The 22,484-nt window shown below is 70.3% G+C and carries 12 protein-coding genes; 4 read left to right on the top strand and 8 right to left on the bottom strand.

Features of this window, described 5'->3' with window-relative positions:
* Positions 1-4: 4 nt before the first annotated feature.
* Complete coding sequence (gene lipP1, locus LV75_RS19045) at positions 5-928, bottom strand: LipP1 family hormone-sensitive lipase (protein ID WP_253888292.1); 924 nt, start codon at positions 926-928, stop codon at positions 5-7.
* A 975-nt stretch (positions 929-1,903) separates the two neighbouring features.
* Here lipP1 and LV75_RS19040 point away from each other — a divergent pair.
* From LV75_RS19040 to LV75_RS19030, 3 genes are all read left to right on the top strand, one after another.
* The gene (locus LV75_RS19040; protein ID WP_253888291.1) at positions 1,904-3,706 is read left to right on the top strand and encodes a chitinase; all 1,803 of its coding nucleotides are present in this window, start codon (positions 1,904-1,906) and stop codon (positions 3,704-3,706) included.
* Positions 3,707-3,944: 238 nt separating this feature from the next.
* Positions 3,945-4,460, top strand: a complete 516-nt coding sequence (locus tag LV75_RS19035) for a hypothetical protein (protein ID WP_253888290.1) — start codon at positions 3,945-3,947, stop codon at positions 4,458-4,460.
* A 35-nt stretch (positions 4,461-4,495) separates the two neighbouring features.
* Entirely contained in the window at positions 4,496-5,005 is a 510-nt protein-coding gene (locus tag LV75_RS19030) for a hypothetical protein (RefSeq protein WP_253888289.1), read from the top strand.
* Here the strand turns inward: LV75_RS19030 and LV75_RS19025 are convergent.
* From LV75_RS19025 to LV75_RS18995, 7 genes are all read right to left on the bottom strand, one after another.
* Positions 4,964-6,637: a hypothetical protein gene (locus tag LV75_RS19025; protein ID WP_253888288.1), complete on the bottom strand. Its 1,674-nt coding sequence runs from the start codon at positions 6,635-6,637 to the stop codon at positions 4,964-4,966. The genes LV75_RS19030 and LV75_RS19025 overlap by 42 nt on opposite strands.
* On the bottom strand, positions 6,634-10,038 hold the full coding sequence (locus LV75_RS19020) for a DUF5682 family protein (RefSeq protein WP_253888287.1): 3,405 nt from the start codon (positions 10,036-10,038) through the stop codon (positions 6,634-6,636). Before LV75_RS19020 ends, LV75_RS19025 begins: the two co-directional genes overlap by 4 nt.
* Positions 10,022-11,152 carry an ATP-binding protein gene (locus LV75_RS19015; protein ID WP_253888286.1) on the bottom strand — a complete coding sequence of 377 codons (1,131 nt, stop codon included), beginning with the start codon at positions 11,150-11,152 and terminating at the stop codon, positions 10,022-10,024. The genes LV75_RS19020 and LV75_RS19015 overlap by 17 nt, the downstream gene beginning before the upstream one ends.
* Complete coding sequence (locus LV75_RS19010) at positions 11,149-15,999, bottom strand: hypothetical protein (RefSeq protein WP_253888285.1); 4,851 nt, start codon at positions 15,997-15,999, stop codon at positions 11,149-11,151. The genes LV75_RS19015 and LV75_RS19010 overlap by 4 nt, the downstream gene beginning before the upstream one ends.
* A 143-nt stretch (positions 16,000-16,142) precedes the next feature.
* Positions 16,143-17,294, bottom strand: a complete 1,152-nt coding sequence (locus LV75_RS19005) for a class I SAM-dependent methyltransferase (protein WP_253888284.1) — start codon at positions 17,292-17,294, stop codon at positions 16,143-16,145.
* A 98-nt stretch (positions 17,295-17,392) separates the two neighbouring features.
* Positions 17,393-18,211 (bottom strand): oxidoreductase, encoded by an 819-nt coding sequence (locus tag LV75_RS19000; RefSeq protein ID WP_253888283.1) that lies wholly within the window; start codon positions 18,209-18,211, stop codon positions 17,393-17,395.
* A gap of 38 nt (positions 18,212-18,249) precedes the next feature.
* Positions 18,250-18,714, bottom strand: coding sequence for an ATP-binding protein (locus tag LV75_RS18995; RefSeq protein ID WP_253888282.1), 465 nt, complete (start codon positions 18,712-18,714; stop codon positions 18,250-18,252).
* Between the two features lie 141 nt (positions 18,715-18,855).
* On the opposite strand from LV75_RS18995, the gene LV75_RS18990 reads away from it, so the two are divergent.
* A complete protein-coding gene (locus tag LV75_RS18990) occupies positions 18,856-22,452 on the top strand; it encodes a SpoIIE family protein phosphatase (protein WP_253888281.1) in 3,597 nt (1,198 codons plus the stop codon).
* Positions 22,453-22,484: the final 32 nt, after the last annotated feature.

Genomic DNA, 22,484 nt, shown 5'->3' with positions numbered 1-22,484 from the left:
CCGATCACCCCGGTGGTAGGCCGAACGCGGCGCGCAGCCTGCTCGCGGCGATCGCCACGGCCTGCTCGGCGGCGGGCAGGACCCCGAACATGGTGAAGAAACCGTGTGCCATGCCGGGGAACCGGGTGAGTTCGGTGGACACGCCCGCCTCGGCGAGCGCGCGGGCGTAGGCTTCGCCCTCGTCGCGCAGCGGGTCGTACCCGGCGGTGATCACCGTCGCCGGTGGCAGGCCGCTGTGGTCGGTCGCGCGCAGCGGGGAGGCGAGGGGATTGGCGCCGTCGGCCGGATCGGCGAGGTAGTTGTCCCAGTACCAGGCCACGGAGTGCCGGTTGAACAGGTACCGGTCGGTGTGCTCGGCGAGCGAGGCCGTGTCGGCGCCGTGGTCGGTGTTGGGGTAGACCAGCACCTGGTGCACCAGGTCGGGGCCGCTGTCGCGCGCCAACAGCGCCACCGCAGCAGCGAGGTTGCCCCCGGCGCTGTCACCGCCGACGGCGATCTCGCCCGCCCAGTCCTGCTCGGCGACCCACTTCGTCGCGGCGTGGCAGTCCTCGACCGCGGCGGGGAACTTGTGCTCGGGGGCCAGTCGGTAGCCGACGGCCACGGTGACGCAGCCGGTGGCGTTGGTCAGCCGCCTGCAGATGGCGTCGGCGGTGTCGATGGTGCCCAACGTCCAACCGCCGCCGAAGAAGTAGACCAGCACCGGAGCGGTCGGACTCGTGCCGGTGCTGTCCGGTCGGTACACCCGCACCGGTATCCCCCGCGCGTCGAGGTCCTCGGTGGCCGCCACCGGCTCGGGCTCGCCCGCCGCGTCCTGGATGGACCGCAGGTCCTGCGCCCGGGCCTGGTCGAGGGTCAACTCGTAGAGCGGGGTGACCCGCAGCCGCTCACGCTCGGCGCGGTACCGCTCAACCTGGGGGTCCAGGGTCATCCTTGGTTCGTCTCCCACCCGAGGGGGCGCGGCCGTCCAGGCTCGGCGGCCGCGCCCGCTCACACCGTCTCGGGTAGCGCCCCGATCAGGCTCCTGCTCGTACTACCGGTTGATCAGAGCTCGCGGACGTTGCGCATGTCGGACCCCCCTCTCCCCTTCGCGTCGATCCTCGACGAGACCGCCGATTTTCGCGTGAGCATATGGCCGCCGCGCGCGGGGCGTCGATACGCCAAAAGGCGCCAACCCCCGACTAGGCCGAATGGACACACCTCTGTCCTCAAAGGACATCTCGACGAATGCAGCAACCCACTACTCCACAAGGCGCAGACTCCGCCACCTTGATCAACCCGCACCCCCGAACGGCCCAGCGATCACCCATTCGGCCCCCACCCACCGCGCAACGTTCACCACCCCGCCACGCACCATTAGTCCTCACACGACACATCTGTCCACTGTGGCTGATTTGCCCACGCCGTCCCGCTCGGACAACACGCCCCCGCACCAACCCCTTGACACCCGGAGAGTCATCAACCATCCACAGTGGACCACCCCACCCACTTCGGACCCCCCACGACCGCCCCGCCCCCGGCGCCGCGATCCCCCAAGATCAACGACCCCAGCCCCCACCCTGTCCCGGGGGGCGTCCCCAGGACCATTCTACCCGAGGGGTCCGACGAAACCGGCGTTGTCGATCTCCACGGGGCCCACCTGTGGATAACTTCTGTCCCTGAACCGGGTGAACTCTCCCGGCACCCGCCCCCCCCGCCCGACAAGATCGCCAGGTCCACAAGGTCATCCGATGATCGGGCCCGGACCGCCCGGGGGTCCCCGGCGACATCCGACTCCCACCCGGCCCGACCAGCACCGGAAGCGGGCCACCGCTGGGCCGCAGAGGTCTGGACAACCCCAGCTGATTGGTCTAGACAATAGGCAGCGGTGTCCCCCCTGCGCACCGCGGCAATGGAGGTTGTCGAGATGACAGTCGTTCCCCGACGCCGGCGTGGGCGGGTGGTGGTGGCCGGGTTGGCCGCCGTCGCCGCGATCGCGACCGGTGTCCTCGCCGCCGGTCCCGCGGCGGCGGCCAACCTGCTCACCAACCCCGGGTTCGAGACCGGCACCACCGCGGGCTGGACCTGCGACTCGGCGACCGTGGTCACGACCCCGGTGCACTCCGGTACCAACGCGCTGGCCTCTACCGCCGCGGGCGCGAAGAACGGCCGGTGCTCGCAGACCGTGTCGGTCCTGCCGAACACCAAGTACACCGTCTCCGCGTGGGTGCGCGGCAACCCGGTCTACCTCGGCATCACCGGCGGTGGCTCCACCTGGACCGCCGCCGCCAACTACACGCAGTTGTCCCTGTCGTTCACCAGCGCCGCCACCCAGACCTCCGCCGAGCTCTACGTGCACGGCTGGTACGGCGCGGGCACCTTCAACGTCGACGACCTCGTCCTCGACGGCCCCGGTGGTGGCGGCGACAACCCGGGCGGCGGCGCACCGAGCGCGCCGGGCAACCCGTCCGTCGGCGCGGTCACCGCGAACTCGATCGCGCTGTCGTGGGGCGCGGCCACCGGGACCGTCACCGGCTACAAGGTCTACGAGGGATCGGCGCTCAAGGCGACGGTCACCGGCACCTCGGCGACGATCAGCGGCCTCACCGCGTGCACGACGCACGGCTTCGCAGTGACCGCGTACAACGACAAGGGCGAGTCGGCGCGCAGCCAAGAGGCCAGTGCCACGACCCCCGGTTGCCCGGACACCGGGCTACCCAAGCACGCGTTGATCGGCTACTTGCACGCCAGCTTCGCCAACGGGTCCGGCTACATCAAGATGGCCGACGTCCCGGACAGCTGGGACATCATCAACCTGTCCTTCGGTGAGCCCACCTCGGTGACCTCCGGCGACATCCGGTTCACGCAGTGCCCGGTCGCCGAGTGCCCGTCGGTCGAGAGCGAGGCGGACTTCATCGCCGCCATCCGCGCCAAGCAGGCCAAGGGCAAGAAGGTGCTGATCTCCATCGGTGGCCAGAACGGCCAGGTGCAGCTGACCTCGGCCGCGGCGCGCGACAAGTTCGTCAGCTCGGTGTCGGCGATCATCGACAAGTACGGCCTCGACGGGCTCGACGTCGACTTCGAGGGCCACTCGCTCTACCTCAACGCCGGTGACAAGGACTTCCGCAACCCGACCACCCCGGTCGTGGTGAACCTGATCGCCGCGCTCAAGTCGCTGAAGGCCAAGTACGGCGCCAAGTTCGTGCTGACCATGGCGCCGGAGACGTTCTTCGTCCAGGTCGGCTACCAGTTCTACGGCGGCACCAGCGCCGGGGACAACCGCACCGGGTCGTACCTGCCGGTCATCCACGCGATGCGCGACGCGCTGACCGTGCTGCACGTGCAGGACTACAACTCCGGCTCGGTCACCGGTCTGGACAACCAGTGGCACTCGATGGGCAACGCGGACTTCCACATCGCCATGACCGACATGCTCAAGGCCGGGTTCCCGGTGGCCAACACCGGGTTCACCTTCCCCGGCCTGCGCGACGACCAGCTCGGCTTCGGCGTTCCCGCCGCGGTCAGCGCCGGTGGCGGGCACACCGCGCCCGCCGCCGTCCAGCAGGCGTTGACCTGCCTGGTCAAGGGGCAGAGCTGCGGGAGCTACACCCTGCGCGGCGGGACCTCGCCGAACCTGCGCGGGCTGATGACCTGGTCGATCAACTGGGACCGGTACTACAACTGGGAATTCCAGAACGCGCACCGGCCGTTCCTCAACGCCCTGCCGTAACCCGAACACCGGTGCTGGCCCCTCTCCTCGTGCCCGGAGAGGGGCCAGCACCTCGTTGGGCGGCAACACTTCCACCCCGAGCCGGGTTGTCCACCGGCAGACCCGCCCGCGCGGCCGCCCGGTGGGCCGGGTTCGGGGCCTGCCCAGCGCGGTGTGATCTTGTCCAACCCCGGTGCCGCGGCCCTGATCTTCCGCCGATCCGCCGGTTTCGTCGGTGCGGCGTGGTAACCATGGAGGCATGACACACCGGCGGCGACGGCGACTGGCCCAGGCTGTGGTGGCCGTCGTGGTCGCCGGGCTCGCCGTGGGGCTGGTGCTGCTGTTCGGTCCCCGCGCGCTGGTGATGTCGGGGTTCACCGGGGAGCGCGGCACGGTGGCGGTCGACGAGTGCGCGCACGAGGTCGAGTCGGGGCCGCGCGGCTGCCGGGGCCAGTTCACCCCGGACGGGGCGCTGGCGCCGGTGACCAGGGTCAGCGTCGCCGACGCGCACGGCATCGGCGAGGGGCAGCACGTCACGGTGTACCGCGAGGGCACCCTGGCGAACCAGCGCGAGGTGTGGCGGCTGGTGCTGCTGCTGAGCGCGCTGCTGATCTGCGTCGTCGCGCTGGTGGTGTTCGCGGTGTCGATCGGGCTGCAGGCGGTGCGGCGGCAGCCGTGGCGCACCTGGGAGGCGCTGGGACGGGGATTCGCCACCGCGCTCGGGGTCGGTGTGCCGGTGTTGGTGCTGGCGGTGGTCCTCTACCTCGTCGGGTGAGCCATACTCCCGGTTCGAGAAGCGGGGAGGCCACGGTGCTGAGGGTGACGCGGGTGGTGGCAGCGGTGGTGTTGGTGGCCACCGCGGTTGTCCTGTTCGTGCTGGTTTGGGGCGGGGTCAGGACCGACTCCGGGTACAAGGGCGAGCCGGGCGTGTTCGAGGTCGCCGGGTGCACGAGCCGCTCGACACCCGACGGCGACGTGCACCAGTGCACGGGCGTGTTCTACCCCGAGGGCAGCAGCCAGCCCGCGGGCAAGTCGGTGCTCGCCCCGGCGCGGGAGACGCACCAAGAGGGCGCCCGGCTGACCGTCCGCCGCGTCGGCGACCAGGTGTTCGTACCGAGCGAGGGCATCGCCGCGGTCGGGTTCGTGTTCATCACCGGCGCTGTGGCGACACTTGTCGGGTTCGGCGGCTACCTCGTCCGCTTGGCGGTTCGCGACGACGACTGGCGGTTCGGCCTGGCCGTGGTCTGGTCGCTCGTCGCGGCCGCCATCGCAGGCGGCCTAGCCCTCGTCGGTGTCCTCATCTTCCTGGCCGTCGGGTAATGGCCAGCTGAGTCGGACCTCGGCCCGGGCGAACTCCCTGCTGTGGACGGCGGCGGTCAACCACGCGACCGGGAAGGCGTCGGTGCGGTCCGGGACAACCCGGCCGAAGGCGTCGCGCTCGCGGTCGCGGGCGGTCGAGGCCAGGTCGCCGAGCAGCCCCGCGGTGGCGGCGAGTCCCAACCGGGCCAGGGTTCCCGCGTCGCGGGCGGTGGAAGGCAAGGCAGCGACGGCACGGCCACCGATGACCACTCGCTGGACGACGCTGGCGATCAGGCTGGACGGGGTCGGTTCGGGACGCGGGGTGGGCAGCGGAGGGCTGGGTTCACCCGCGGGGAGGTGGGCTCGTTGCAGGCGATCGAGGGTGAGGTCGACGTGGCCGGGCCGGTTGAGTGGGGCCAGCACGGCAATGGCGACCGCGGTCGCGGGCTGGTCGGGCACCAGCCGGGCGACCACGCGCATGGGCATCCCCGGGCGCTCGCCGAGGAGGCGGAGGTTGTCGCGCGCCGCGTCGGTAGCGCCTAGAAGGTTGATGTCACCGGTGTTCAGGCTCATGCGGAGGGCGGTCGAGGTCGGGCCGCTCACGGCTCCCGATAGGAACAAGAGACCGTCCGCGCGGGTGAGTTGGTCAGCCAGCGGCTCATCCCACAAGTCGGCGATGGGGGACGCGTCCCACCCCGCTCCGGTGGCGGCGACAGCGCGGACACCGCTGCCCGCGCCCAACCTGCGGTCCTCGGATGCGGTGGCACCGGTGAGCATGAGTCCCGCACGGCCGAGTTCTCGGTGCGTCAGGCCCGTCTCCCCCATCGCGACCGGCCCGTTCGCCGCGGCCATGACCCGGTCCTCGCCGCCGGGGAGGACCGCGTTGACCGTCCACAGTGTTCTATCCGCGGCCACCAGGTAGGTGACGGCACCGGCATATCCCGTATCGGAGAGGACAGCTTCCGTGCACAGACCGTGCAACCGGAGCGACCCGACCGGTCGGTACTCGCGGCGCGCGGTCCCCCTCAGCGACGTCGGGTCACCCACTCCGGTCTGGAGGTCGTGGCACAGCAGCATCACCTCGACGAGGTCATCAGCCAAGGTCTCCCGGTCGAAAGACGACGCCCCTGCCTTCGCCTCGGCGAGCCCGGTCGCGACCCGGACCCCACCGGCCGCCGCGCGGTGCAGTCCCACGACCCGGGCACTGTGCACGGCCCGCAGCACCTCACCGCGCACGACGGCACCACTTGCGGTCGCCCCGACCCGCAAGACCTCCGCGCAGGCGGCCCACAGTGCTCCTGCGGCCGCACGTTCGTCTTCACGAACTGGGTCACCTTCGACCACTGGTACTTCCTCGACCACCACCGATGTCTCGCCCACCTCGGCCGCGGCGACAGCTATCGCGCGATGGAGACACTTGGGCGCCAGCAAACAGCTGCACACCAGGCCATCGGCGACCGTCAGAACTCCACTGTGGAGTGTCCAGGTCAAGGTCGTGTCGGCGTCGAGCACCGCCCGCGCACCCGTGTCGGTGTTCTCGACCTGCCAAGTGCCCGCCCGGTCGAGAGCGCCGTCGATCCGCTTGCGCAATCGTGGCGGCAGGGCGTCCAGGACTTCCGGCACCACTTCCGGTGCCACCGGTGGGAGGGTCATCCGCGCACCTTCTCCCCTACCCAGCGCGCCAACTCCAGCGGGCTCAACGCCGCCACAGGCATCCCGGCGGCAACAAGCCCTCCGGCGATGGCAGCCGAGTAGCGGGCAGTACCGGTGTCATCGAGGCTGGCACAACCAAGGACGGTTACCCCTGCCGTGACCAACTCCTTGACTTGCGCCAAGAGGGGGCCGATAGGTCCGCCTTCCTCGAAGTCGCTCACAACCACCACCATCGTGCGTTCGGGCACGGTCACCAAGGTGCGGGCGTGGCGAAGCGCGCCCGCGATGTCGGTCCCGCCGCCGACCTGGACCTCGACCAGCAGGGCGAGCGGGTCGGCCACGTGCTCGGTCAGGTCGATGACCTCGGTGGAGAACGCGAGGAAGTGGGTGGTCAGCGAGGGGATGCCCGCGAACACGGCCGCGGTGAGCGCCGACCAGACCGTCGAGGCCTCCATCGAGCCGGACACGTCGACCACGAGGACAAGTCGCCAGTCGCTGGTGCGGCGGGCACGGGTGCGGAAGACCGGCTTGTCCGGCAGGACCTGCACGCGACCGTCGGCGCCGCGCCGGGCGGTGGCCAGGTTCGCGCGCACGGTCCGGTGCAGGTCGAGGCCACCGCCGGGGCGTCTGCTGGGCACGGGGAGCTGGATCCCGGTCAGCGCGGGCCGCAGCCGGACGGCGAGCTGCGCGGCCAGTTCCCGCACCAGCCGCGCGACCAGGGGCCGCAGCCGCGCGAGGGTCGCCTCCGGCAGGCCACCGGCCAGGGACAACACATCCCGCAGCAGTTCGACCGACGGGCGCACGGCGTCGGGGTCGAGGTGCAGGGCCGCCTCCACGCGACCGCTCTCGACCGCCGCGGCCAGGACCTCCTCTCGGACGCGCTCGCCGAACAACTCGCCCAGCTCGATCGACCACTCGCGGGCGCTCGGGAACGGCGTGCCCCGGCCCGCTCCGACACCGTGCCGGTCCGCGCCCTCTCCGCTGCCCCCGCCGTACAGCTCGTCCAGCGCGGCCGCGTACCGCCTGCTGGCGCCGTCGGTCTGCTCGTCACGCGACCCCAGCACCAGCCGCCACCGGGTCGTGGGCGTGATGTCACCTTGCTGCGGTGCTGCCTCGGGCTCGGCCGGGGTTGGCGCGGCCTGCCTGCCCGGCTGGAGGCCGTGCGCGCCGACGATGGCGAGGGCGGCCTGTTCGGCCCGGATCCACCGAGCCAGCAGCACGGGGTCATGCGCGGTGTCGATCCGAGCGCCGGTGTGCTGCTCGACGACGGCGGTGATGCGCTGTCGAGGGGTGGGGCCCACGGTGGCGAACGCGGCGCGCAGGGCCGGGAGGCGGTCGAGGAACTGGCGGTCGGTGAGCGTGGCGACGCGGTCGAGCAGCGGCGTCAGGGCTTCCGGTGTCTCCAAGAGCGGTTCCGCCGCGGCGAGGACACCGGTGAGGAATCCCCGCAGGGTGTCGCGGCCTGACGTGGAGGAGGCGGTGTCGACCAGGGAGGCGGCCCGTTCGCCCAGGTCTTGCGGCGGGAGGAGGCCGAGCAAGACCCGGGTCGCGCCTGCGGCACCGGCGATGAGCGGGGCGCCATGGTCGGTCAGGCCGCGTAGAGCGGCGCCGAGGCGAAGGCCCGTGCCGTGGGCGTCGTGGCGTTGGCCGAGTTCGACCAAGGATCGGGCGTCGGCCGGGGATTGCGAGCCCGCTAGGCCGTCGAGTTGTGCCACGGCGGCGGTCTCCAGCTCACGCGCCAGGTCCGGCGGGACCGGGTCGCCGGTGACGCCGGGCGAGTGACCCGCGCGGAGGCGGTCGAGCTGGTCGAGCGCGGCGAGCAGGTCAGGCAGGGTTGCCGTGGCGGGGAGGACGATGGCGGCGTCGGCGAGGACGTCGGCGAGGAGCTCGTCGAGTCCGCAGCGGGCGGCGTCGGCGAGGTCCGTGACGACATCTCGGGCGGTGTGACCGTCGCGATCGGCTCGCCTGGCCCTCAGCCGTCCGGCAGCGGCAAGAGGCAGCGTCGGACCCCACAGCCCGGCGACGGGGAGGGTCGCCGCGGTGGCCGGGGTCCACGTGGCCCGCCAACGGGTGGTGAGGGCGTCCGCGCCGCCGACTCCGGTGGTGGCGGTCGGTTCTCCGTAGGGGACGCCCAGCAGTGCGAGTCTGTGCAAGGTGACTTCGCGGCGCGCGTCCCGTTCGGAGCGCAGCGGGTCTAGCCGCAAGTCGGCAGGGTCGCGGTCTGACGGGCCGGGTAGCCGCAACTGGGTGAGCAGTGCCTCCACCGACGGTGCCAGGCCGGAGCGGGGTGTGCCTGGCGCGAGCCCTCCGGTGCGCCGCCCAACCAAGACATCTCCGGCTGCCTTGGCGACAACCCGACCGCGCCCTAGAGGCTCCGCGTGAGTGAGCACCGTTTGCATGGCTTCGACTACCTCGCTGCGGCCCGGCGCCGGAAGCCCGCGCAGCCGGGCAAGGTCGACCGCTAGGCGCAGTGCCTCGCGCGCCTCGGCGGGACCAGCGGGGTGCCCCAGTTCTCTTACCCTGGAACAGATTCGCACAATCACGTTCGCTGCGGCCGCCTCGACCTCGGCAGGATCACCAGCGGCCGATAGAACTGCCTGCTGCCACTCCGGGTCGCGAATGCCTGCCGGGTAACCGGAACGCTCATCGAGCATGGCAAAGGTGTAAGGCACCAATGACGTGATGGTCTCACGCGCGCTGGCGGGCTCTTGGGAGATCTCGGCACCGCGCAGCAACCCGGCAGCGTGGTAAGAGCCGATCACAGCCGCGCAGCGCCGCCCGTCGGTTTCCGCGATGACCTGACGCATCCATGCCTCACGACGCGTGTCGAACGGGTCGACAGTGCCGTCAGCGCGCATGGCCCACCCGACGTAGAGCGCAGCCCGCCGGACCGCCTCCGGGGTCTGTCCAGGTGCGGCAGCCTCGACGAGCCGGTCCCACAGGTCGTCGCCCCCGCGGCCGGTTGCCTTGTCCCGCAGGGCATCGGACAGCGGCGTTGCCTGGGCCTGGCGTTGCCGGTAGCCGCTGCCGTGGCGTGACAGCGGGAGATCGCAGGTCCTCACCTCCACGCCTGCTTGGTGAGCCCACCGGATCGCCGCCAACTCCGGTGAGAAGTCGGCGAACGGGTAGAAGGCGAGACCGCCGCCTTCGCGATCGGCGCCTGACAACGCAACCGGGGCCACCAACCCGGGGTCGGCCAGATGGGGAAGCCACTCCCCCAGTTCCTCCGGCAGTTCGATCAGCACGACCTCCGGCTCGGCCGCCGCCAACAACGCGGGCACCACGGCGGCGACCGCGGGCGAGTGGTGCCGCACGCCGATCAGGAACGGCGCGCGGTGGGTCACGAGCTCGTCGAGCGTCGCCAGGTCAGTGGTCGTCGCCAGGTCAGTGGTCGAGGACATCGCGCAGGTCCCAGAGGCGGCGCCAGGTGTGGGTGCCGGACTCGGCGCGGCGGCGCACCGCGCCGTCCCAGTAGGCGAGGAGTCGGGCGGCGTCGGCGGGATCGTCCTTGCGGACGACCCCCAGCAGGTGGCCGGGCAGCAGCGACAACGGGTCGCGGTCGCCCGCGAAGTAGGCGTTGGCCAGGCCGAGTGAGGTGGCGACCGAGACGGCCTCGGCGGTGCTCATGACCGTGCTGGGGCGCTCGACCGCCCAGCCCTCCACCGAGGTCCCCGCGCGCAGGTCGCGGAACGCGGTCACCAAGGCCTCCAGCACGACGTCGTCGATCGCGAACGGCGCGTTGACCCGGTCGAGGGCTGTCGTGGCCTGCCTCCGCACCAGCGCGATCTCGGCCGTCAAGTCGCCGATGGGGCCGACGGCCTCGAAGTTGAAGCGGCGTTTGAGAGCCGCTGACATCTCCGACACCCCCCGGTCGCGCAGGTTCGCGGTGGCGATCACGGTGAAGCCGGGAGCCGCGTGCACGGTGGCGTCATCAGTACCCGACAGCTCAGGTACGGCGATGCGTCGATCCGACAGAATCGATACCAACGCGTCTTGCACCTCCGGCAGACACCGGGTGATCTCTTCGACCCGCACGACACCACCACCGCGCATGGCGGTGAAGACCGGAGAGGGAACCAACGCACGCGGGCTGGGCCCCTCCGCGAGGAGCAGGGCGTAGTTCCAGCCGTAGCGCAACTGGTCCTCAGTGGTCCCCGCGGTCCCTTGCACTACCAGCTGGCTGGTTCCGGACACCGCCGCCGCCAACAACTCCGACAGCATCGACTTGGCCGTGCCCGGCTCACCGACCAGCAACAGGCCGCGCTCGCCCGCCAAGGTGATCACGGCGCGTTCCACCAGCGCGCGCTCGCCGACGAACTTCTGGCTGATCGCCAGTCGCGCGGGGAGCCCGTCAACGGGCGTGGGCAGGGTTAGCGGATCGCTGCCCATGATGAAGGTGACAGCGGCGCGTGGGGTGAGCAGCCAACCCGGGGGTTTGCGGCCGTCGTCATAAGCGGCGAGGAACGCCAACTCGTCGCGGTAGGCGTCCTCGGCGGGATCCACTTGCCTGCTCATCGGCGCCGCCCAGTACGGATTTCCTCGTACGCGGGGGCGTCGTCGTCGAGCACCCGTTGCCAGGCGCGGGTGAACAGGTCGGTGATCGGTTCTCGCGCGGCGATCACGCGGGTGGGGATGTCAGTGAAACCGAACATGGGGGCTTTCCAGGTCTCCAAAGGTACGTGGGGTGTGGGCAGAGCGAGCCACCCGCCGGGCAGGAACAGCGAACGGCCCGCGCGGGCGCGTTTGGCGGTGAGCACGAGGTCGGTCTCAGCGAGCGCCGTCCGCGCCTTACGCAGCCGGGCAGGCTTCCACCCGGTCCAGCGGGCCACATTGGCGTCTGTCGGGTCAGGTAACGCCAACAGTTGCAGGTAGATGGCGGCGGCGTCCGGGTCCAGGTTGTGGCGTTCCACAACCTGGTTCACCAAGTGTGGCACGGAGAACGTGGGGTCCTGGAAGTAGGCGTCCGGTCCGCCTTGCGGCGGCACCGCGCACGCGGCGGCGAGACCGTCGCTGGCAAGGAGGTCCCACACCGCGAGGAAGTCACGAGAGGTGGAGATCTCGGCAATGGCCACCAGGAGTTCCCGGTCTTGTGGGCCGACCCGGCCCGGCCACACCGTGAAGTAGATCGTGTGCCTGCTGCCATGGACGTCCAGCCACTCGCGGACGCTGGCGGTGGCGTCGGGCTCGGGCAGGTCCACCCCCAGCAACGCCTGCACCTCTGCCGCACCGACCAGGCTGCTGAAGGTGATCCCGAAATCCGGGTGCGCCGCGCGTTGCCTGGCCAGGGCCAGGGCTTCGGGCAGGGTGGCGCGGTGCGCCGACCCCGCCGGGAGGCGCTGCGCCAACCAGAGCAGCACCCGCGGGATGGCGTCCAGGTCGTTGAGCGTGAACCCGTCCGGGTTCTGACTCACCAGGTGCCGTCCGTTGTGCCGCATCACCGCGTCGGTGGTGAGGACACGGGCCCCGGCTGGGTTGAGCAAGCCGACGACGTGCTCGACCGGGCTCTGCACGAGCAGCTTGGCCGCCTCCACCAGGATGGCGTCGTCCACCGGGCGTGACCGGCCGAACACCTCGTTCCACACGCGGGCCGCGGCGGCGACGTCCGGGCCGGTGGTCCACAGGTCGTCGGGGTCCACGGGAGCCAGCGCCGCCAGCAGCCGCCCGCGCACGTCGTCCTTGAGGCCCTTCATCCGCTCCCGCGCCGCGTTCGCCGCTGGCGCGGACAGCCCGAGCAGAGCGCGGTCCTGGGTACTGAGGAAGGTCTTTCCCCAATTGGTGACGCCGGGCATCCCCGCGAGCAGGTAGGCGGCCTCGGCTGTGCCCATCCCGGTGGCTTCGACGAGCTCCGCGACCGCTTCTTCGCGCCACGGCAACGGCCCATGGGTGGCGAGGTTGTCGAGGAAGCGGTGGATCCAACCACGGTCCAGGGTCGTGGGCACCACCTCTTCCCGCTCGACGGTCCAGCCCGACGGCATCGCGAAGCTGCCCGGGTTCGCCGTGAACTGGATCCCGGTCGCGTGCCTGCCGTACCAGCCGCCTTCGACCACGTTCAGGAATCCGCCTGCCACCGGGATCACGCTGTGCCGGGTGAAGGAGTCGTTGTCCGGCACCTTGATCGCGAGTGTCCGCCACTGGCCCGGTTGGTCGAGGATGGTGCTGTCGGCGGTCCACCGCAGGACGTGCCCCAGCGCGGACCGCTCGTCCTCGGCCGCCAGCGGGGAGGCCGCTCGGTGTGCCAAGGCGCCGAGGTGCGGCAGCAGCGTGAGCCACGCGGTACTGGTGAGCTCCGGCAGGCCCTCAGCAACCGGGGTGGGCCGTGCCGCAGCGGCGCGCAGCGCATCGATGACAACAGGCAGAGTGGCCGCTGCCCCGGTCTGACGACCGCCGTTGAAGTGGCCGAACCAGTTGAGCGCGGTGTTGACGTCGTGGTCAGTCACTACGGGGGCGGTGTCGCCGAGCCAGTCACCGAGCTCCTTCGCCCTGACGGCGAGGTCGGCGAAGGCGCGTAGCCCGACCTGGTGCCGCGCGGCGGCGCGAACCACACCGACAACCCCCGCGAGCAGCGCGGGGTGGCTGAGGCCGGGTAGGGCCCTGAGAACGGCCGTGGCAACGGTGTCGCGCTTGTCCGCCATGATGTCGCTATAGGCGGTCTGGTTGTCGGGCGCGGTATCGGCTTCGATTTCTGCCACCGCGGCCGCCAGCATGATGCGCACGGCGTCGATAGTCGCCCCGCGTAGCGCGGCCGAACCCACTGTGTCCCGCGGACGCAACAGGTGCCACCACAGGAACGGGACCACCATGGGGGTTCCGGCGGCGTAGTCGGGGTGGTTGTCCCCTTCGAGGACAGTGGCCACGGGGGTGTCATCCGCGTCGTGGACGGTCATGACCCGGTGGCTGCGCACCACGGCGAGTCTGCCGCCCGGTACCTCAAGCAAGCCGCTGACGGCGCTGGTGGAGCGGACGCGCCGACCGTCGATCCCTTCCCCGGTCCAGGACCCGTCTTGCTCTCTGCGCAGCCGCCACCCGTGCAGGCCACCAGCAGCGCCAAGAGGGCTGGACTCGGTACCCGGTGCCGTCGGCCGCAGATCGCACTGGACAAGCTCCAGCTGAGCACCATCAGCGGTGAAGTCGTCGAGGAAGGCGGGAAGGCTGGCCCGGCCTGCCACACCGGTGGTCGGGTCCACCTGGAACCACTCCCACCCATTGCCCCACCGGGCGCACCACACGGTAGCTCCGTCGCCATAGGTCATTCGTGGCTCGGAGAGATGCGTGTCGCCAGGGTGAATCGCCCGCTTGCCGGTGAACCTACCGCCACCAGGCAGGGCAACCGAGGGAGTGATCGCATGGGTACCCCACGCGCTCAGCTCGCCAGGGGTGAAGTGCTTTCGCGGATCGTCACTCCAGTAGGCCAGGTTCTTCTCGGGTCCGTGCCAATAAGTGATGAGTGCGCTGTCGAACCACGCCGCCTTGATCGCGGAGTGCCACGTCGCACGGGCCTCGGCCGGGATCTGCGCCAAGTGTTCAGCGAGGACACCGTCCGGCCCTGCGACGACGATGCGGCTTTCGCGGCCCAACACCAACGCGGGCCAGCCCTCGCCGACGACCTCGACCGCGCGCTTGCCGTCCTTGTCGATCGGGAACGTGACCACGGCCTGGTCCAGCGCGTCCCACCCGATTTCATCGAGCAGCCCCGCCCGCAGCGTGTGCTGGAGGGCGCTCTCGACGTCGACCGCGGCCAGGGAGTCAGCGGCCTCGGGAGCGTCGACGAAGGCTTCAGGAATGCCCAGCACGGCCAGCTCGCGCAAGGTGGCGCCAAGAGCGATGACCGTCCGACCGGGGCTGGCGGCCCGGACGGTGATCCAGTCCTTCAGCGCTGCCCGCAACCCGGGTACCTCCAGGGCACCGCGTAGCAAGGCGGCATCGGCAACACCGCCGCGCGACTGGATCCGCAGGTAGCTGAAGACCTCCGCGCCCAGGCGTTCGGCGAGGGCGCTGCCCGCCACCGCGGTCAGGTCGCGTCGACCTGGGGTGTTGTCGGACAACCAGGCCCGGAGGTTCATGTCCAAGGGGACCTCACCGGTGGTGACCGGTACCCCGTTGGCCAGGAGCAAGTCGAGCAGGTCCAGTTCGACGTCGTCACGACGGGCGACCACGGAGACGGGCTCGCCGTCGGCGACCAGCCGCTCGGCCATCGTCTCGACCAGGTCGAGCAGGGCCGGGGTGCGCTCCGGTGTCCGCCAGTCGGCCCACCGGGCCGCGATGACCTCGCTGAGCCAGCGGGCCGGGGTGGGCGGGGCTGGGGCGGGCGGGGTCAGAGTGGGCGGGGTCGGGGCGGGCGGAGTCAGAGTGGGCGGAGTCAGAGTGGCCGGGGCCGTCGGTTCGGGACTGCCGGTGAGCAGGGCGGTCGCGCCACCGGTGGTGATGATGTCCAGCCACGGTTCCAGGGTGCCGTGCCTGCGCGGCACGAGAACCAGCAACCGGGACCTGGCCTCGGGGTCGGTCTCGGCCAGTGCGATCAAGGCGTCGCGATAGGACTTCCAGAACCCGGCCGCCGCGTGGGCGACGGCAGAGGTGTCCAGGATGGCCCGGAGCACCTGTTCGTCCTCGACTCGGGCATCGAGTTTGGCCGCTTTGACCAGGCGGCGGAGGTCCTCGGGCATCCCGGCGTGCGGGGGCAGCCCGCCCTTGACGCGTTCAACGCAGAGGGTGCGGAACCGTTCGTAGGCCTCAACCGGCGGGTAGCGGCGGGCAAGCTCCTTGGCATAAGCGGACAACGTCTTCGCTGGCAGCACGCCCGCGAACGCGAACTCCAGGAAGACCGCGCGGACCCGATCCGGGTCAACCGTGAGGTCGTGGACCTGTTCCGCCTCGCGGGCCTTGCTGAACATCGTGGCGGCGTAGTTGGCGTTGCCGTGCCGCAGGAAGATCCGCGCCGCCTCCTCGAAGAAGGTCGGGAGGAAGTGCGGCGCCGACCGGCCCAGCATCGCGGCGAGCTCGGTGAACCCGTCCTTCGCCGCCCCGGCCTTGGACTTGGCCACCCTGTCCAGCCGCTCGATCTCCTTGACCAGGGCCAACGCGTGGTGCGCGTTGGCCGGGTCGTGCACCAGCGCCCACGCCGGGAAGCCCAGCGCGACGCGACGGGCGGTGCCGACTCGAGCACTGCTCACCGGTGCGGCGAACCCGAGGTACTCCGCGGTGAGGTCCTCGGCCTCGGCCAGCACACCCGCCACCAGCCGCACGACCACGCGGTCCTCGAGCGCGGGGTGTTCGTAGCGCCTGGCCAGCAGGTCGTCCCGATCGGCGCCCGCGCTCGCGCCCGGCAGGACCGCTCCCGCGGCCAGCAGCGCGGTGTCGGTGCTCATGCGGCCGTTCCCCCGGCGCCTGTTCCCTGCACAGCCAGTCCCCTCCACAACCCGGTCCGAAGTGGAGGAAGAACCCCCACGCACGGAGAGAGTAGCGGCGGGCACCGACAGTGCGGGCGCGGTTGTCCACAGGCGCGGTCGGATCAGCGCGCGGGCAGCTCCAGAGTCCAGCGGTACGCCTGCACCAGGCCGCTGTCGAAGCCCGCGGCGGAGCCCCAGAGGAACAGCCGGAAGTGCCGGTACAGCGGGTCGCCCCAGTTCTTGATCACGTGCTCGCGGTTGCGGTCGAGCTTCTCGGCCCAGATCTTGCAGGTGAGGTAGTAGTTGTGGCGCTCGTCGTCCACCGAGGTCAGGGAGAACGGCGACTTCGCCACATGGCGCAGGTAGTCGTGCAGCAGCAGGGGGCTCGACACACCCGGGTAGACATAGCGGCTCATGAAGGTGGACATCCGGTGCTTGGCACGCATGGCCAAGGCGTCCAGATAGACCCGTCCACCGGGCTTGAGCAGTTCCTCGTACTTGCGCAACGACGTCGCGTAATCAGGCAAGTGCTCAGTGACACCCATGTTGACGACCGCGTCGTATTTGATGCCCGGCGAGTACTTGTAGATGTGCTGGCGCAGCACCTGGCACGGGAGGTTCTCGCGGGCGATGAGCTCCTTGAGGTAGAGCTCAGAGGGCTCGGACAGGGTCAACGTGGTGACCTCGATGCCCTTGCGGCCCGCGTACTCGACGAACGCGCCCCAGCCACCACCGACCTCGAGGACCTTGTCACCCGGGTTGAGGCCCAGCTGCTCGATGGCCATGTCCATCTTGCGGGTCATGGCGTCTTCGATGGGCTCGTCGTCGGACTTGAACGAACCCTGGGTGTAGCAGCGGTGCCGATCGTCCAAGAAGGACAGGAAGAACTCGGGGTCGCGGTCGTAATGCGCGGTGATGGACCTGCGGTCGTGCTCGGTCTTACCGCGCACGACGGCGGGCAGGAACCGGTTCGCGTAAGAGAGGGGGTGGAAGTCCCCGAAGAACTTGCGCACCTTCAAGGCCGTGAGGATGTCGCCCTCGATGTCGAGGTGGCCCTCGAGGTAGGCGAGACCGACCTGGACCTGGTCCAGGGAGTTCAGCGCGGCCATGCCCTTGCTGTCGTTGGCGATCAAGGTGAAGAGCGGCTCACCCGAACCCAGCGTGCGCCCGTCCCCGGTGGGGGGCTCGACGCGGAAAGGCACCTCGGCCCGCTTGCGGAAGAATGTCCGGTAACGCCGCCCGAAGGCGCCCCAGTCGGCTTTCTGCCCCGTCACCGAACCAGGATATCAGCGGGGGCCGACAAATCACCACGACGTGATGACGCAGATGCCGGTCCCCACCGACGGTCCCAACCCGGTGATCAGCCCCGTGATCAGCCCGCGATGGCGTCGAGCTCGGCGATGTCCTCGGCGGTGAGATCGATATCGGCCACGGCCAGGTTCTGCTCCAAGTGCGCCAGCGTCTTGGTGCCCGGGATGAGCAGGATGTTCGGCGAACGAGCCAGTAGCCAGGCGAGCGCTACCTGCCGATCGGTAGCGCCATGGCGGGAAGCGACCGTGTGCAGCACTTCAGCCTGGATCGGCTGGAACCCACCTAGTGGGAAGAACGGCACATAAGCGATCCCGAGCTCGTTGGTCCGATCGACCAAGGCGTCGTCGCCGCGTTCGGTGACGTTGTAGTGGTTCTGGACGCAAGAGACCGGCGCGACCTCGCGCGCCTTCTCGAGCTGAGGGAGTGTCACGTTGCTGATACCCAACTCCCCCACCAACCCCTCTTCGCGTAGCGCGGCGAGGACGGCGAACGACTCCTCCAGCGGCGACTCGTCCATCACACGCAGGTTGACCACGTCGAGTCGCTCTACACCGAGGCGGGTGAGGTTGTCGTGCACGGCGGAGCGGAGCTCGGCGGGCGCCAGCGCGGGCAGCCAGTTGCCGGTGTCGTCACGGCGGGCGCCGATCTTGGTCACGATCACCAGGTCGGCCGGGTAGGGCCGCAGGGCGCGGGCGATCAGCTCGTTGACCACGTACGGGCCGTAGTAGTCGGAGGTGTCGATGTGGTCCACGCCCAACTCGACGGCACGGCGCAGGACGGCGACGGCGGCATCCGGGTCGGCGGGCGGCCCGAAGACGCCTGGACCGGCCAGCTGCATCGCTCCGTACCCGACTCGTTTGACGTTTCGCAGCACGCTCATGGCGCCCATGATGCCCCGAGCCGGGTGAGCGCGTGCGCTCAGCCGCGATGCGGGAAGTGCGCGACGAGGGTGCTCCTACCGTCTTGGTGGTGGAGGTGGACCTCGTCGGCGAGGACACGCAAGAGGGGGAGGTTGAACCCGCCGTTGATGGGGTTGCCCTGCGTCGGCAACTGCCAGGGGCCGTTGTCGGCGACCGTGACAACGATGGTGTTGGAGCTGGCCTGGGCGGTCAACGTCACCACCCCGGCAGCGGAGTCCGCGCGGAAGCGGTACTCGACGACGTTGGTCATGGCCTCGTCGGTCGCCATGACGATGTTGCGGGCGGTCTCGATGGCCACGCCGAAGTCGGCGAGCCACACCCGCACGTGGTTACGAACCGTGACCAGGTGCTCCAACCTGGGTGGCATGTGCACCGTGAGCACATCACCCCGGGTCGAGGCCACAGCGGACACGACGGTCGGCATGCCGGTCTCCCCAGCGTCCGGTGCGGTCGACACCGTCATACCCCCTTGGTCACGCCATACGCACGTCATCGGAAGAGTCGCCACCGGCAATGTATCCGTTACCGCAGGTTCATCCTGACGGACGCGGTTCACCTGGGGAAGAGGTCGCGTCCACCGCGGCGATGGGGCAAGGTCACCGATGTGCGCGTCGACGAGCCGGTAGCCGGGGAGATGGCCGGGCTGGTGCTGCGCGTCGACTGGTCGAAGACGCCGCTGGGGCCGCGCACGAGCTGGTCGGAGGCGCTGCGCACGGCGGTCGGGCTGTTGCTGGAATCACGGCACCCGATGTTGCTGTGGTGGGGCGACGAGCTGACCGTGCTCTACAACGACGCCTTCGCGCCGCTGGCGGGCGCCAAGCACCCCGGCGCCCTCGGCGTCTCGGGGCGGGCGGTGTTCGCGGAGGTCTGGCCGACGATCGGGCCGGAGATCGACGAGGTGCTGCGCACCGGTACCGGCACCTGGGTGGACGACCACCGGCTGGTGATGAACCGCCGCGGCTTCGCCGAGGAGACGTTCTGGACCTACTCGCACAGCCCGGTGCGCGAGGGGGACGGGCGGATCGCGGGGGTGTTCAGCACGACCACCGACACGACATCGCGGGTGGTGGCCGCGCGCAGGCTGGCAGCGCTGCGCGACCTCGGCGGGTTGCCCCGCTCGGCGGACAACTCGGTCGAGGCGGTGTGCTCGGCGGCGGCGCGGGTACTGGCCGAGCACCACGCGGAGGTCGCCTATGCCCGGTTCCACCTGCTCGGGGCGGACGAGGCGCTACCGGTGGCCGCCGAGTGCGGGTTGGCGCCCGAGGACGAGGGACGGGCCGCGGCGGTAGCGGCGGCGTGGCACGCGCGGGAGTCGGTGCGGCGGGGCAACCGCGAGCTGCTGGTGCCGTTGCAGCCAGGTAGTGGGGGCGATTCGCCCGGGGTGCTGGTGTTGGGGGTGTCCGAGCACCGGGAGTTCGATGAGGACTACCACGACTTCCTGGTGTTGGTGGGTGGGCAGATCTCGGCGGCGGTGTCCGACGCGCGGGCGTACCAGGAGCAACGGCGTCAGATCACGGACCTGGCCGAGTTGGACCGGATCAAGTCGGACTTCTTCGCGAACGTCAGCCATGAGTTCCGCACGCCGTTGACGCTGATCGCCGGTGAGGCCGCCGACGCGGTAGCCGACAAGGTGACCCCTCTTGCGCCTGCGCAGCAGAAGCGGGCCGAGGTAGTGCTGCGCAACGCGGAGCGGTTGCGCAGGCTGGTTGACGACTTGCTGGATCTGGCGCGGTTGGAGGCGGGCGCACTTACACCGGAACTCAGGTGGACCAACCTGGCGGCGTTGACCGAAGAGGTGGCGACCTCATTCGCGCCCGCGGTGCGCAAGGCAGGGCTATCACTGGTGCTGCGGTGTCCCTTGCTGCCGCAGATGGTCGCGGTCGACCGGGGCATGTGGGAGAAGATCGTGCTCAACCTGCTGTCGAACGCGGTTAAGTACACCTTCGCCGGGCACGTCGAGGTGGACCTGGTCGACCTGGGCGATGACGTCGAACTAGTAGTGCGCGACACCGGTGTAGGGATACCCGAGGACGAGTTGCCCCAGGTGTTCATGCGATTCCATCGAGTCACGGATCGGCGTGGGCGCTCGTTCGAGGGCGCTGGGATCGGGCTGGCTTTGGTCGACGAGCTGGCGAGGCTGCACGGCGGGTCTACCGGCGCCACGTCGCAGGTCGGCGCGGGTAGCGCCTTTCGCGTTCGTATCCCTTATGGAGAGACCGCGACCGAGTCGAGTGTTCCGATCCCCGCGGGGCGGACTGCGCATCTGACGGAGGCGCTGCGCTGGTCGGACGCGGCGGTGGAGCCGGTGGCACGAGCGCCGAAGGACGCACCGACTGTGTTGGTAGTCGACGACAACCCTGATCTGCGGCGGTTCGTGACGGCGCTACTAAGCCCCACCTGGCAGGTTGTGCAGGCCGAGGACGGCACCTCCGCCTTGGCTCGGATAGCCGAAGAGGCCCCCGACCTGGTGCTTAGCGACGTGATGATGCCCGGAATGGACGGCTTCGAGTTGGTGCGCACCTTGCGCGCCGATCCAATGACGGCGGAACTACCGGTTGTGTTCCTATCGGCACGCGCTGGTGAGGACGCCGCGGTGGAAGCCCTGGACGCAGGCGCGGACGATTTCCTACCTAAGCCGTTCTCGCCAGCGGAGTTGGTGGCGCGGGTTCGCTCGAACCTGGAACTGGCTCGGCTACGCACGCGGGCAGCGAGGTTCCGCAAGACCCTCGTTGAGGCGCTTCAGGAAGGGTTCTACCTGGCTGACGCGGAGGGGACGGTGATCGAGGCGAACGCGGCCTTCGGGAAGATCACCGGCCACCCGGTGAGCGGGTTGCCGTTTCGGTGGCCCTACCCGTGGCTGTCAGAGGGGCCGGACCGCCACAAGCAAGAGCGGGTGCACCAGCAGTTCTTGCGCCAAGGGGAGGGCGAGTTCCTCTATCCGATCCGGCACCGGGATGGGCACCGCGTGTGGGTGTCGTCGCTGGTGGCGACCCTGCCGGACCGGACAGGAGCGGCTCGGATGTCAGTGGGCACGGTCCGTGACGTGACAGCTCGGGTGACGGCGGCCGACCGGGAGGCCACCCTGGCTCGGTACACCGCGGCGCTGGCGACGGCGGTTGACGTCGACGGCGTGCTCGGCGCCGGGCTACCCGGGTTGGCGGAGGCGTTCGGGGCGTGGTCGGCTGCGGTGGTGCTGTGGCGGACCGGCTCCCCTGACCCGCGCGTAGTGGCCTATCCGGACGCGGTGACCTGGGAGCACTGGTCACCCGACCTGAGGCAGGCCATCGCGGACGCCACGCGGCGTAGGCCGGGAGCGGTGGCCGTGGCCCGCGATGAGGCGGGACTGGCCCTGGTCACGGCACTCGGCGCGGCGGACGCCGTGCTGGTGGTGCGGCCGTGGTCGGCGCCGGACCCGGCCGACCGGTCCCTGTTCGCGCTGATGTCCCAGCACCTGGCGTTGGCGACGGCACGGGCCCGCAGTTTCGATGAGACACGCGGGGTGGCGCTGACCCTGCAACACGCCCTCTTGGGGCCGACTGATCTGCCACCTGGGCTGGCCGTGCGCTACGAGCCCGCTGTGGTCCCCTTGGAGGTCGGCGGCGACTGGTACGACGTTGTCCGGCTACCGGAGGGGCGCATCGGGATCGTGGTGGGTGACTGCGTGGGAAATGGACTGGCTGCGGCGGCGGTGATGGGCCAGTTGCGTAGCGCGTGCCGGGCATTGCTGCAACAGGCGGACAGTGCGGCGCAAGCGTTGTCTCAACTGGACTCTTATGCGGAAGACGTGCCCGGGGCAAGCTGCACAACGGTGTTCTGCGGGATTGTTGACCCTGCCACTGGCACATTGCGATACAGCCGTGCAGGTCATCCGCCGCCGGTCGTGGTCACCGCGGATGGCGACACGCACGTGTTGGACCAAGCTGGGTCCGTGCCGCTGGCGGTACTACCGGACACAAACCGGACGGACGCGCAGACAGAGCTACCACCGGGTTCAACGGTCCTGCTCTACACAGACGGGTTGGTGGAACGGCGAGACGAACCCTGGGATGCGGGTCTTGACCGGCTGCGTCTGAGCCTGTCGAACCGAATCGCCCACGACGTCCCCCTAGCCACCGTGATCGACCAAGTATTTGACGACCTACGCCCCGCAACGGGATACGACGACGATGTGGCAGTGGTCGCCTATAGGTCGACACGCTGACGTGGGAGCCGTACTAGTCACCGGCTGCTCTG

Source organism: Actinokineospora diospyrosa (assembly GCF_024171925.1).
Taxonomy (GTDB): Bacteria; Actinomycetota; Actinomycetes; order Mycobacteriales; family Pseudonocardiaceae; genus Actinokineospora; species Actinokineospora diospyrosa.
The sequence above is the reverse complement of the archived record's forward strand: the minus strand, read 5'-3'. Positions and strand labels throughout refer to the sequence as shown.